At 71.1% G+C, this 13,359-nt stretch carries 11 protein-coding genes; 6 read left to right on the plus strand and 5 right to left on the minus strand.

Going from position 1 to position 13,359, the window contains the following annotated elements; genetic code table 11:
- The first annotated feature begins 430 nt into the window (after nt 1-430).
- From Apa02nite_RS10890 to Apa02nite_RS10915, 6 genes are all read left to right on the plus strand, one after another.
- Complete coding sequence (locus tag Apa02nite_RS10890) at nt 431-1,708, plus strand: ABC transporter substrate-binding protein (RefSeq protein ID WP_083970986.1); 1,278 nt, start codon at nt 431-433, stop codon at nt 1,706-1,708.
- A gap of 4 nt (nt 1,709-1,712) precedes the next feature.
- Nucleotides 1,713-2,609 (plus strand): carbohydrate ABC transporter permease, encoded by an 897-nt coding sequence (locus Apa02nite_RS10895; RefSeq protein ID WP_203824932.1) that lies wholly within the window; start codon nt 1,713-1,715, stop codon nt 2,607-2,609.
- Nucleotides 2,606-3,442: a carbohydrate ABC transporter permease gene (locus Apa02nite_RS10900; RefSeq protein ID WP_239164242.1), complete on the plus strand. Its 837-nt coding sequence runs from the start codon at nt 2,606-2,608 to the stop codon at nt 3,440-3,442. The genes Apa02nite_RS10895 and Apa02nite_RS10900 overlap by 4 nt, the downstream gene beginning before the upstream one ends.
- Before the next feature lie 36 nt (nt 3,443-3,478).
- A complete protein-coding gene (locus Apa02nite_RS10905; RefSeq protein WP_203824933.1) occupies nt 3,479-6,214 on the plus strand; it encodes an exo-rhamnogalacturonan lyase family protein in 2,736 nt (911 codons plus the stop codon).
- Nucleotides 6,215-6,311: 97 nt separating this feature from the next.
- The gene (locus Apa02nite_RS10910; protein WP_203824934.1) at nt 6,312-9,356 is read left to right on the plus strand and encodes a glycoside hydrolase; all 3,045 of its coding nucleotides are present in this window, start codon (nt 6,312-6,314) and stop codon (nt 9,354-9,356) included.
- 211 nt (nt 9,357-9,567) lie between these two features.
- Nucleotides 9,568-10,206, plus strand: a complete 639-nt coding sequence (locus Apa02nite_RS10915) for a DUF3455 domain-containing protein (RefSeq protein WP_067686107.1) — start codon at nt 9,568-9,570, stop codon at nt 10,204-10,206.
- Nucleotides 10,207-10,251: 45 nt separating this feature from the next.
- Here the strand turns inward: Apa02nite_RS10915 and Apa02nite_RS10920 are convergent, their stop codons facing one another.
- The 5 genes from Apa02nite_RS10920 to Apa02nite_RS10940 all read right to left on the minus strand — a co-directional run bounded on the left by Apa02nite_RS10920 (nt 10,252) and on the right by Apa02nite_RS10940 (nt 13,170).
- Nucleotides 10,252-10,542 (minus strand): hypothetical protein, encoded by a 291-nt coding sequence (locus tag Apa02nite_RS10920; protein WP_067686111.1) that lies wholly within the window; start codon nt 10,540-10,542, stop codon nt 10,252-10,254.
- 86 nt (nt 10,543-10,628) lie between these two features.
- The gene (locus Apa02nite_RS10925; protein WP_203824935.1) at nt 10,629-11,612 is read right to left on the minus strand and encodes a WXG100-like domain-containing protein; all 984 of its coding nucleotides are present in this window, start codon (nt 11,610-11,612) and stop codon (nt 10,629-10,631) included.
- A 4-nt stretch (nt 11,613-11,616) separates the two neighbouring features.
- A complete protein-coding gene (locus Apa02nite_RS10930; RefSeq protein ID WP_067686115.1) occupies nt 11,617-11,979 on the minus strand; it encodes a hypothetical protein in 363 nt (120 codons plus the stop codon).
- On the minus strand, nt 11,973-12,317 hold the full coding sequence (locus tag Apa02nite_RS10935; protein ID WP_203824936.1) for a YbaB/EbfC family nucleoid-associated protein: 345 nt from the start codon (nt 12,315-12,317) through the stop codon (nt 11,973-11,975). Before Apa02nite_RS10935 ends, Apa02nite_RS10930 begins: the two co-directional genes overlap by 7 nt.
- Before the next feature lie 148 nt (nt 12,318-12,465).
- Complete coding sequence (locus Apa02nite_RS10940) at nt 12,466-13,170, minus strand: DivIVA domain-containing protein (protein ID WP_203824937.1); 705 nt, start codon at nt 13,168-13,170, stop codon at nt 12,466-12,468.
- Nucleotides 13,171-13,359: the final 189 nt, after the last annotated feature.

Below are 13,359 nucleotides of genomic sequence, written 5' to 3' on the forward strand. Positions count from 1 at the left end.
AGAGGACGGGCGCGACCCCATAGGCAGGTGCGGGCCGGGCAGGCCGGAGGCTAGGCGACCCGGAGGCAGGCTGGCGGACTGGCGGACTGGCGGACTGGCGGGCTGGCTGGCGTGGCGGGCTGGCTGGCGTGGCGGGCTGGCTGGCGTGGCTGGCGGACTGGCGGGGCTGGCTGGCGGGGCTGGCCGCCTGGGGTGTCTCGCCAGGCCGGAGACGCCCCTGGCGGCCCGCCGGGCACTGACATCATCCGCCCGCGCAGGAAACCGCATTCCCCGTGCTGAGAACGTTTCATTTCATCGTTGACTGACGATTGACACCCGTGCAATGCTGCGTCAACGCATTGAAAATCACTGATTTACATAGCCCCGGGCAACACCCACCGGCGGCGTTGCACCCTCATGTCTTGAAACGTTATAAAGCACGGGAGGCGTCATGGCGGTCAGCAGGCGAACACTTCTCCGGGGCGGTTTGGCCGGGCTCGCCCTCGCCGGGACGGGCGCGGCGGCCACCGGGTGCGGCGACTCCGGGGACGACGGCAAGACGCTGCGCTTCGCCTGGTGGGGCAGCGAGGAACGGGCCAAGGTCACGCAGAAGGTGGTGGACCTGTTCCACACCAAGCACCCGGACATCACCATCAAGACCACGTACGCGGCGTTCGACCCGTACTTCCAGAAGCTGGCCACCGAGATGAGCGGCGGGAACGCCCCGGACGTGCTGCAGATGAGCGAGCGCTACGTCCGCGAGTACGCCGAGCGCAACACCCTGCTCGACCTCACCCCGCACATCGGCTCGAAGGTGCAGACCGCCGACCTGGAGCAGAAGCTTTTCACCTCCGGCAACATCGGCGACAAGACGTACGGGCTGCCGATGGGCCAGACCACCCACGTGCTGCAGTACGACGCCGCGCGCTGGACCGAAGCCGGCGCGAAACTGCCCGCTGACGGCTGGACGTGGGACGACCTCCGCGACGCGAGCGCGAAGGTCTCCGCGAAGTTCGGCCCGAAGGTCAGCGGGCTCAGCGACCCGTTCGGCATCGAGGACTGGTTCGGCGACTGGCTGCGCCAGCAGGGCAAGGACCTCTACACCGCGGACGGCAAGCTCGGGTACACCGAGGCCGAGGTGGTCCGCTGGTGGCAGATGGCCGTCGACTTCAAGAACGCCAAGGCGCTCACCCCGCCCGCGGTCACCAGCAACACCACGAACACCCCGTTCCCCCGCAAGGAGTCCACCGCCGAGTTCTGCCCGGACTCGACGGTCGGGATGACCTCGTGGGAGACGTACGGCTCGGAGTTCAAGCTCTCCGCGTTCCCGACCGCCGGCACCAGCCTCGGCCAGTTCACCCAGCCGCCGATGATGCTCAGCATCGCGCAGCGGACGAAGAACCAGGACGCCGCGCTGACCTTCGCGGACTTCTTCCTCAACGACCCGGAGGCCGGCGCGCTGCTCGGGATGAGCCGGGGACTGCCGCCCAACCTGAAGATCCGCCAGACGCTGTCCGGGACGCTCAAGGACGAGTGGAAGATGGTCGCCGACTACGAGGCCCTGGTCAGCCCGAAGCTGCTGCCCGCTCCCCCGCCGCCGCCGAAGGGCGCCGGCGTGGTGAAGACCCAGTTCCAGCGGATCTACGACGACGTCATGAACGGCACGGCCACGCCGGAGAAGGCCGCTCCCCGGCTGATGAGCGAGATCCAGCAGGCGCTCGGGGCCTGAGCGGATGACGACGGTGCTCGACCGCCCACCCCGCGTACCGAAAACTCGGACCGCGGACCGCAAGCGGCGCTACGGTGAGCGACCCTCGGTCGCCTATCTCTTCCTGTCCCCCTGGATCGTCGGCGCGCTGCTGCTGACCCTCGGCCCGATGGCCGCCTCGCTGTACCTGTCGTTCACCGACTACGACCTGTTCACCTCGCCGGAGTGGACCGGGCTGGACAACTACCTCCGGATCCTGACCGACGACCCGCACTTCTGGAACTCGGTGTGGGCGACCACCAAGTTCGTGGTCATCTCGGTGCCGGTGCAGCTGGCCGCGGCGCTCGGCGTGGCCATGCTGATCAACCGGCGGAGCCGGGCGCAGGGCACGTACCGGTCGGCGTTCTACGCGCCGTCGCTGCTCGGCGCGAGTGTCAGCGTCGCGGTGGTCTGGCGGGTGATCTTCCACGACTGGGTCGGTCAGCCGAACCGGGCGCTGCTGGCCCTGGTGCTGCTCGCGGTCTGGCAGTTCGGCGCGCCGATGGTGATCTTCCTGGCCGGGCTGCAGCAGATCCCGCAGGAGTACTACGACGCGGTCGCGGTGGACGGCGCCGGCCGGTGGCGGACGTTCGTCTCGATCACGCTGCCGATGCTCTCGCCGGTGATCTTCTTCAATCTGGTGCTCGACACGATCCGCGCGTTCCAGGTCTTCACCGGCGCCTATGTGATCAGCAACGGCACCGGCGGACCGAGCGACTCAACCCTTTTTTACACCCTTTATCTGTACGAGAAGGGCTTCGTGGAGTTCAAGATGGGCTACGCCTCCGCGATGGCGTGGCTGCTGCTGGTCGCCGTCGCCACGATCACCGCGCTGCTCTTCCGCTCGTCGCGGCGCTGGGTGTTCTACGGGGGCGACGCGTGAACCCCGCACTCCGCCGCGTGGGCTGGCACCTGCTGGTGCTGGCGCTGCTCGTCCCGCTGCTCTACCCGATCGTCTGGCTGGCCGCCGCGTCGTTCAAACCGTCCAGCGAGATCCTGCAGAGCCTGGCGCTGCTGCCCAAGCAGGTCATCCTGGACAACTACGCGGCCCTGGCCGACGGGCTGGGCGGGGTGCCGATCTGGCGGTTCTTCGTCAACTCGATCCTGGTCTCCGGCGGCTGCGCGGCGGCCAACATCCTGAGCTGCTCGCTGGCCGGGTACGCCTTCGCCCGCCTGCGGTTCCGGATGCGCGCCCCGCTGTTCGGTTTCATGCTCGCCACCATCATGCTGCCCACCCACGCCGTGCTGATCCCGCAGTACACGATCTTCCAGCAGCTCGGCATGGTGGACACGTTCTGGCCGATGATCCTGCCGAAGCTGCTCGCCACCGACGCGTTCTTCGTGTTCCTGATGGTCCAGTTCATGCGGAACATCCCGCGCGAGCTGGACGAGGCGGCCCGGCTGGACGGCTGCGGCTCGATCCGGATCTTCTCGGCGGTGATCCTGCCGCTGATCCGGCCGGCCGTGATCACCACCGCGATCTTCACGTTCATCTGGACCTGGAACGACTTCCTCACCCAGCTGATCTACCTGTCCAGCCCGGAGAAGTACACGCTGCCGCTGGCCCTGCGGCTGTTCATCGACACCACCGACTCGTCGCAGTACGGGCCGATGCTCGCGCTCTCCGCGCTCGCCCTGGTGCCGATCCTGCTCTTCTTCGCGGCGTTCCAGCGCCTGCTGGTCGAAGGCTTCGCCACGTCCGGCCTGAAGGGCTGACCAGTCCCCGCCCCCACCCCCCCCACGGAGACCTAAATGTCGGAAATGCCGCATGTCTCGCGCCGCACCTTCGTCCGCGGTGTCGCCGCCGGCGGAGCGGTCCTGCCCTTCGCCCAGCTGCCCGGCGGCACACCGGCGGCCGCAACCCCCGCCGTACCCAAGGAAACAGCAGAAGCCCCGCAGACCGTCACCCTGCGCTGGCTCGAGGGCACCCCCGCGGCCGGCGTCGGCAACACCTGGGGCGTCCCCTGGCCGCAGGGCGCGCTCGCGCCCACCGAGAGCTTCGCGCTGACCGCCGCCGGCGGCGCGGACGTCCCGGTGCAGACCTGGCCGATCGCCTACTGGCCGGACGGCACGCTGAAGTGGAGCGCGCACGCCATCCCGGCCGACGCCCCGCTCACCGAGACCTACACGCTGACCCGCGGGCAGCAGAGCCCGGGCAAGACCCCACCGGTGCTGGTCACCGAGACCCGGGACCGCGTCACGATCAACACCGGCGTGATCAAGGTGGCCGTCGAGAAGCACGGCACCGCCCTGATCAGCTCGATCCTCCGCGGCAGCGTCGAGATCGCCCGCAACCTGCACCTGGTCAGCCTGCGCCAGCGCAAGATCGAGGACTTCCGCTCCGCCAGCGAGCCACTGACCAGCGCGATCACCTCGGTCAGGGTGGAACAGCGCGGCCCGGTGCGCGCGGTGGTCCGGATCGACGGGACGCACAAGCGGCGCGGCACGTCGTGGCTGCCGTTCACCGTGCGGCTCTACCTCTACTCCGGGGCCGAGCACGTCCGGATGGTGCACACGTTCGTGCTGGACACCAACGGTCAGGACGAGTTCATCGCCGGGCTCGGCGTGCGGGTCGGCGTGCCGATGCGCGACGCGCTCTACGACCGGCACGTCCGGCTCTCCGGTGACGGCGACGGGCTGCTGCGCGAGGCGGTCCGCGGGATCACCGGGCTGCGCCGCGACCCGGGCGCGAACGTGCGGACCGCGCAGGTGGCCGGCACGAAACTGCCCGACCCGGCCACCTGGGACCAGCGGGTCACCACCCGCCTCGAGTTGATCCCCACGTGGAGCGACTACACCCTCAGCCAGGCCAGCTCGGAGGGCTTCACGATCAAGAAAAGGACCAAGCAGGGGTACGGGTGGGTAGGCGCGGACGCGGGCCAGCGGTCCCGTGGCTTCGGATACGTCGGCGGGGTCACCGGCGGCCTCGGCTTCGGCATGCGGGACTTCTGGCAGCGGCACCCGTCCCAGCTGGACATCCGGGGCGCGGCGACCGACGAGGCGGAGGCCACCGTGTGGATGTGGTCGCCGGAGGCCGGCCCGATGGACACCCGGTTCTACCACGACGGCCTGGGCCAGGACACGTACCCGGAACAGCTCGAGGGCCTCAACATCACCTACGAGGACTACGAGCCGGGGTTCGGCACCCCGTACGGCATCGCCCGCACCACCGAGCTGACGTTCTGGGCCCTCGCGGCCACCCCGCCGGCCGCCGAGCTGGCCGCCCTGGCCCGTACGGTGTCCACCCCGCCGCAGATCGTCGCCCCGCCCGCGCACCTGGCCGCGAGCGGAGCGTTCGGTGGCCTCTTCGCGCCGGTCGACCGGTCCACCCCGGCCCGCGCCACCATCGAGGACCGGCTGGACTTCCTCTTCGACTACTACCGCAACCAGCGCGAGCAGCGGCACTGGTACGGCTTCTGGAACTACGGCGACATCATGCACACCCCGGACCCCGACCGGCACGTCTGGCGCTACGACGTCGGCGGGTACGCCTGGGACAACTCGGAGCTGTCCCCGGACCTGTGGCTGTGGCTCGCCTATCTGCGCTCCGGCCGCGCCGACATCTTCCGGTTCGCCGAGGCGATGACCCGGCACACCGGTGAGGTCGACGTCTACCACCTGGGCAAGTGGGCCGGTCTCGGCACCCGGCACGGCGTGCTGCACTGGGCGGACAGCGCCAAGCAGCAGCGGATCAGCACGGCGGCGTACCGGCGGATCTACTACTTCCTGACCGCCGACGAGCGGTGCGGCGACCTGATGCGCGAACTCGTCGACTCGGACCAGACGTTCCTGGCGCTCGACCCGCTGCGCAAGATCCGGACCGAGCCGTACACGCCGGATCCGCACGCGCTCTCGATCGGGCTGGGCACCGACTGGAGCGGGCTGGCCGCGGCCTGGCTCACCGAGTGGGAGCGGCGCGGCCCGAAGGCGGGCGTCGCGGAGAAGAAGCTGCTGGCCACGATGCGCACGATCGCCCGGATGCCGAACGGCTTCGTCACCGGCAGCGGGCTCTACGACCTGGACACCGCGGAGTTCGCGGTCGCCGCGAAGACGGTCAGCGTGTCGCACCTGAGCGCGATGTTCGGCCAGGTGGAGATCTGCGCCGAGCTGATCGGGCTGGTCGACGTGCCCGGTTTCGAGCAGGCCTGGCTGCAGTACTGCCGGCTGTTCAACGCGACGAAGGCCGAGCAGGCCGCTGAGACCGGCGCCGACTTCGGCAACCTGATCCTCAAGCAGGGCCACTCCCGGCTGACCGCGTACGCGGCGGTCCGGCTGGGTGACGCCGCGCTGGCCGCACGGGCCTGGAAGGAGTTCACCAGCACCGACGGCTACACCGACGCGTCACCGTGGCGGACCACCCACCTGGAAGGCCCCGAGGTGCTCAACCCGGTCGACGAGGCGTCCTGGGTGGACACCAACACCACCGCGCTGTACGGCCTGGCCGCGATCCAGAACCTCGCCCTGATCGGGGACCAGCTGAGCTCCTGACCACGAAGCACCCGGCATCGAGGCTCTTGACATTGATAACGGCACATGTCGAGACTGTTGCGACCACCGATGTTAACGTAAACATGAGGGGTCACGCATGAGGATCCTGCTGTCCGGGCTGGCCACGGCGCTGCTCACCGTCGTACCCACGGCTGTCCCGCAAGCGGCCGCGGCCGCTCCCGAAACCGCGGTCTCGACCACCGTCATCCCTGATCCGTCCTATCAGGGCGCCGCGTGGCAGGGCTGGGGCACCAGCCTGGCCTGGATGGCCGAGGCCACCGGCGACTACCCGGACCCGATCCGGCAACGCCTGGCCGACCTGGTCTTCGGGGCCGACGGGCTGAACCTGAACATCGCCCGCTTCAACATCGGCGGCGGCAACGCGCCGACGGTGCGCGACTACCTGCGGCCGGGCGGCGCGGTGCCCGGGTTCTGGAAGGCGGACCGGCAGTACACGCCGGCCGACAAGGACTGGTGGGATCCGGCCGACGAGGCCGACTGGGACCTCGACGCCGACCCGAGCCAGCGCTGGTGGATCGACCAGATCAAGGACAAGGTCACGCACTGGGAGGCGTTCAGCAACTCGCCGCCCTGGTTCCAGACCGTCAGCGGCTACGTCAGCGGCGGCTTCAGCGCCACCACCGAGCAGATCCGGGCCGACAAGGTCGACCAGTTCGCGCAGTACCTCGCGACGGTCACCACGCACCTGGAGCAGGCGCACGGCATCACGTTCGACACGATCGAACCGCTCAACGAGCCGAACACCAACTACTGGGGCACCACGCTGGGCGCGGACGGGCAGCCGACCGGCGGCCGCCAGGAGGGCGCGCACGCCGGCCCGGCGCTGCAGGCCGCGGTGATCTCCGCGCTGGCCCGGGTCGCGCCGGACCGGAAGATCGCGGCGCCGGACGAGACCAACCCGGGCACCATGGTCACCGACTACTACGGGTGGACCGACGAGGCCCGCGCCGCCGTCGACCGGCTCAACGTGCACACCTACGGCACCGGTCAGCGCACCAGCGTGCGGGACATCGCCAAGGCCGCGCAGACGCCGCTCTGGATGAGCGAGGTCGAGGGCAGCTGGGGCAACGACTACACCAGCATGAACTCCGGGCTCGGGATGGCGCAGCGGATCGTCGACGACATCCGCGAGCTGGAGCCGTCCGCGTGGGTGCTCTGGCAGCCGATCGAGGACGCCAAGAACATGCAGGCCGAGGGGAACCTCCAGTGGGGATCGATCCACGTCCCGTTCGACTGCCAGGCCACCGACACCCTGGCCACCTGCCCGATCAGGACCAACACCAAGTACGACACGATTCGCAACTTCACCCACTTCGTGAAGCCCGGTGACCACTTCGTCAAGGTGTCCGACACCCGCAGCCTGGCCGCGGTGACCGCGACCGGGGCCACGGTGGTGCACGTCAACCCGGCCACCACCGCCGAGACGGTCACCCTGGACCTGTCGAAGTTCGCCACGATCCGCCGCGGCGCCACCGTCACCCCGGTGGTGACCAGTGCGGACGGCAAGCTCGTCCCGGGCTCGCCGGTGCGGGTGTCCGGCAAGCGGGCGGTGCTCGCGGTGCCGGCGCAATCGGTCACCACGTTCCTGGTCGACGGCGTCTCCGGAGTCGCGGTTCCGCATCTGGCGCCCGGCAACACCTACCGTCTGCAGGGGGTGGCCAGCGGGAAGTCGCTCGCTCCCGGAATCACCATTCGCGCGAACGACGCCACCGCCGCTGATCAGCTCTGGACGTTCCAGGCGGCCGGGGACGCGTACCGGGTGACCAACGCGGGCACCGGGCAGCGGCTGGCGGTGCGGGACGGCACGCCGGTGCTCGACGACACCGGCTCGCTGTGGCGGGTGTCCACCACCGGCGACGGGACGTACACGCTGATCAGTGCGGACGCCCGCGCGCTGCTCGACGTGAACGGCGGCTCCACCGCGGACGGCGCCGGGGTCGGGCTCTACCGGCCGACCTCGGGCGGCAACCAGCGCTGGACGGTCGTCGACGAGACCGTCGGGACGCTCTCCGACGCGACCGCCTACACCGTGCCGGGTCGCGCGCCGACCCTGCCGGCCACGGTCACCGACGGGACGCACGCGCTCCCGGTGGTCTGGAACCTGCCCGCGGCGCGCACCTGGCGGCACCCCGGCGTGGTCACCGTCACCGGCACCGCCACCGACGTGCTGGGCCGCACCCACCGGGCGCGCGCCCGGGTGACCGTGGACGTGTTCACCTCGACGCTGCCGGGACGGGCCAAGACGTACCCGGGCGGGCAGCCGGTCCGGCCGGCGACGGTGGTCGCGCTCGGCGAGCACGGCGGCCGGGCCGACGTGCCGGTCACCTGGAACACCGCCACCTACCCGCACACCGGGGTGGTCACCGTGAGCGGTACGGCCCGGGTCGTCCCGGGCCAGACCCTGCCCGCTTCGGTACGGGTGCAGGTCACCCCGCCGGTCGACGCCCCGCTCACCACCGGGGTGACCGTCGCCGCGAGTTACACCGAGCCCGGCTACTCCACCGCCGGGCTGACCAACGGCGACACCACCGACAAGGCCTGGTCGAACTGGAAGTCCGCGGGGCGCAACGCCACCGACACGTTCACCGTGACGCCGCCGGCCGGCGCCTCGCCGTCCCGGCTGACCGTGCACTTCTACCGGGACAACTCGTCCGGTGGCGGGCTGCCGCAGAGCGTGCAGGCCGGGGTGCCGGACCCGGCAGGGGCGTGCGCGGTGACCGGCCCGGTGGTGCCGGTCGGCGTGGACAGCCCCCTCGCCGTCGACGTGCCCGTGCCGGACGGGGTGACCGGGCCGGTGTGCCTGGTGCTGACCGCCGTGCCGAACGGGTACCTGACCGTCGCCGAGGTGCAGGTGCTCGCGAAGGCACCGGGCGTGGGCACCGACGCGTCAGCGGCCGGGATCCGGGTCGGCGGGGTGCCGGTGCGCGGGTTCGACCCGGCCACGACGTCCTACCGGGTGGCGGCCGCACACCCCGAGCGGGTCACCGTCACCGCGACGGCGGCCGACCCGTACGCGACGGTCCGGGTGACCCGTTCCGGCGCCACCCGGGTCGTGACGGTCACCGCCGAGGACGGCGTCACGGTGCGGACGTACCGCGTCGAGGTGGTCCGGCGGCACTGAATCGCCTGGTCCGGCCCGGTGCCATGCCGGGCCGGGCCGGTCGGCCGTCACGCTGCCGGGTTCGCCGGATCATCGCCGCGCGTGAACGATCGATGAACCCACGCCGTACAAAAAGCCGAAATTCACGATGATCTTGATCCGTTGTGGACATCTCTCCGTGAATCGTGGAGGCGGGCAGGGGGCTCGCCGACACTTTTTTGCAGGGGGATTCATGTTTCGTACCAAGCGTGCCCGGATCCGTGCGATCGCACTGACCGGCAGCCTGGCCGCGGCCGCCGCCACCATCGGCGCCGTCTCGTTCAACGCCTCAGCCGCCGAGACCACCCCGGCGGCACCCGTAGCACCGGCCGCCGCCGCGCCGATCACCCCGGCGAACGCCGTCGCACCGGCCACCTCGGCCATCCCGTCGCTGATCCAGCCGCCGGCCGGCTCCCGCCCGGTCGGCGCCTACCTGGTCACCAGCGGCACCCAGGACTACACCTGCGTGGTGCCGGCCGGCGCCACCAGCGGCGCGTTCACCGGCGCCTCGACGCCGGAGGCGCAACTGCTCGGCACCGGCGGGCGGATCCATCACTTCGCCGGGCCGAGCTGGCAGTCCACCCGCGACAAGTCGCTGGTGACCGCGACCAAGGTCGAGGCCTCGCCGCGCACCGGCACCATCCCGGAGCTGCTGCTCAAGGTCGCCACGCACACCGGCAAGGGCGTGCTGACCAAGGCGGACTACATCAACCGGCTCTACACCTCCGGTGGCGTCGCCCCGACCACGGCGTGCACCGCCGGCCAGGTCGTGAAGGTGCCCTACAAGGCGCTCTACGTGTTCTGGGACGCCCCGGCCGCCCCGGCTGCCTGATCCACGGCTGCACCGGCCCGGCGGTCCGCCGCCGGGCCGGTCGTCTCACCCGGGTTCGACGACCTCGAACTCCGGCTGCTGCTCCCAGAACACCGCGATCTCGGTGATGATCGCCCGCAGCTCGCCGGCCACCTCGGGCGGCAGCGCCTCACCGGTGTCGTCCCAGCGCGGCGCGGCCGGCAGGGTGAACCGCATCCGGTGCTGCCCACGGTCCACCGCGATCATCAGCACGTGCCCGCCGAGTTCGAGCGCCATGTCCTCGCGGCCCGCGCTGGACAGCGTCACCCCGCTCTCCACGTGCAACGCCTTCTGCGACAACAACGAGCGCACCGTCATGCCGAGACCTCTCCAGCCAGGGCCCTCGGCTGGTCCTCAGGGGTGCCTCCGGCACTCTGAGGCACCCCTGAGGACCAGCCGCCGTCTCACGAGAACGGATCGATCTCGTTGAGCTTCGTGATGCCCGGATTGGTGAGCAACGCGGGCTTCTCCGCAGTGTTCCAGAGACTTCCGGACCAGGCCTGGTGCGTCCACGCGGTGGCCTCCCCCGAGGCGTCCTGCGCGTACCGCTGGGACAGCCGCCGCCACACGTCGACGGCCTGCTCCTGACTGACCGGCGACCCGCCCTCGAAGAGGCGCTTGTCGTCGAAGCGCCGGCCGCCCGGCGTCATCTCCAGCGTCACCGCACCGAACCCGTCGGCCTGCTTCTCGGCGAACGTGCGCATCTTCTCGTCGTTGGGCTGCCGGCCGGAGTAGAAGTGCGCCCCGTTGAGCGGGCTGCGCACGTCGGCGTTCTCCACCTCGTGCATCAGGCCCTTGAACGCGGTCCGCTCACTGCCGCTGACCGTCTTCTCGGCGAGCTGTTTCGCGCCGGCCTTCTCCATCAGCTTCGCGGCGTTGCGGAGCAGCACCGCGATCTCCCGCTCGATCAGCGCCATCGCCTCGTGGAGCAGCTTGCGGCAGGCGGTCCGGGTGAGCCCGACCCAGACCGGGATCTCGGCGAGGGTCGCCCCGGCGGTGACCGGGGCCGTCGCGATCGCCTGGCCGACCTCGAAGGCCAGCGCGCCGAGCTGGGCGATGAACGCGACCTTCAGGCCGAGCGTCACGCCGGCCATGGCGATCAGCGCGCCACCGATCAGCTCGGCCGCGGTGGCCGCCTCCTGCAGGTGCCGGCCGGGGCCGTCGGCGCCGTTCCACCACTGCTCGAACGCCTCGATGCTGGCGCCCTCGTTGTCCAGCCAGACCTGCCGGGCGGTCGCGGTGGACCGTACGGCGTGTGCCCGCAGCCGGGTGCCGTGGTCGATCCACACCTGCCCGTCGGCCTGGAGCCGGTCCTCGTCGGCCTCCGGCCACTCCAGCCCGATCCAGCTCAGCGCGTCGGTGAGCTCGGCGGGCAGGGTGATCGTCACGGCGCTACACCCCGCCGCGCCCGGCAGCCGTGGCTGCGGAGAACGTGCCGGGCAGCGCCGCGGCGTACAGGGAAGCGGCTGCCTCGGCGTCCTCGGCCGCGACCGCGCGGGCCTCCATGACCAGCGTCGCCGCCGCGAAGCCGACCTGCTCGGCGTACGAACCGATGGCGTCCAGCGCCACACCGGCCACCGCCCGGTACGCCACCGCGATCACACCCGAGGTCTCGTCCCCGCCGAACGGGTCGGAGCCGCCGACCGCGCTCTCCAGCTGCGCCAGGTCGTCGGCCATCCGCTGCGCCACCGCGGCCAGGTCCCGCCCGGCCGCGGCCACGCTGTCCGGGTCGAGGCGCAGCTGCCCGGTCACCACGGCCGGGCCGATCGGCGGCTCAGGTCGGACAGGGCCGTGGAGATCTCGGCGAACCGGCGTTCCGCGCTGTCCGACGCTTCGGCGAGCGCGGCCTTGAGCCGGTCCGGGGCGACCGGCGTGCCGTATCCGGAGGTGGCCGGGCCGGTCCGGTCCGCGGCCGTGTCCTGCGCCGTGGTGAACGCCTCGACCAGCGCGTCGCGCAGCTGCTCCACCGGCAGGTAGGCGACCCGCGGGTCGAGGTACAGGTCGGACAGCCGGCCGTCGGCGCCGAGCTCGACCCGGACCCGGCCGTCCGCCGCCTCGCCGGCCGCCGGTCCCTCGAAGGCAAAATCCCGCATGACGCGCCCCTCCACCTCGGCCGTGATCGGAACGCCGTGTGAAGCGGCGCTCACCCCCTGTGCCGCCGAATACAGCGAAACGAGTGAACGCGTTCAATGGAAAAGCCCCGCGGATCAAAAATCCGCGGGGCTTTGAGGTGTTACGGGGTCACTCGAGCTCGCGGCCGGTCGAGTCCGGGCCGCTGGTGAGGTCCATCAGCTGCTGGGTGACGTGGTTGGTGAGGGCCTGCTGGTAGCCCTGCGCGAGCTGACCGAGCCGCTCGATCTCGTCGAGCAGCGCGGCCCGCTTCTCCACCAGGCTGTCCATCGCCTCGGCGTGGTTGCGGCGCGCGTCGCTCTCGATCGTGCCGGCCTTCAGCTGCGCCTCGCTGGTCAGCTGGTCGGCCTTGCCCCGGGCCGCGTCCAGCAGCGCCTCGACCTCGCGCTGCGCGTCGCGCATGTGCTCGTCGGCGGTGCGCTGGGCCATCATCAGCACCCGGGCGTTGCGGTCGTCGTCGCCGACGGTCGGCATCGCGCCGGACGGGACGGCGCTGCGGGCGCGCTCCAGCTGGGACTGCATGTCGCGGGCGTTCTGCTCGGCGCGGGCGCGGGCCTCCTGGAGGCGCTCCAGCTGGCCGGTCAGATCGGCGAACTCGTTGGTGAGGACCATGGTGGCGGCCGGGTTGGAGGCCATCCCGGCGCCGCCGCCGCGCGGCGTCTGGTTGCGGAGCGCGTTGTTCTCCTCGAGGAGGCGGATCAGCTCCTGCTCGACCTCGTCGAGGAACGCGTCGACCTCCTCCTCGTCGTATCCACGCTTGCCGATCGGAGGCTTCTTGAAGGCAACGTTGTGGATATCTGCTGGAGTGAGCGGCATCGCATTCCTCGGTTCCCGTCGGCGGACGTGGTGCGGCCCGAAATCCTACGCAACGGCGGCACGGTACCGCCGATGGGCATGATCATGCGGTCCCGGGACCACTGACCAGCCTTCCCTGTGAGCAGACGCACGCCCGGGTCACGGCGCACGAGTCACGGATAGTACTCGTCGTAGCGGGTTCGCACACCC

Source organism: Actinoplanes palleronii (assembly GCF_016862315.1).
GTDB lineage: Bacteria > Actinomycetota > Actinomycetes > Mycobacteriales > Micromonosporaceae > Actinoplanes > Actinoplanes palleronii.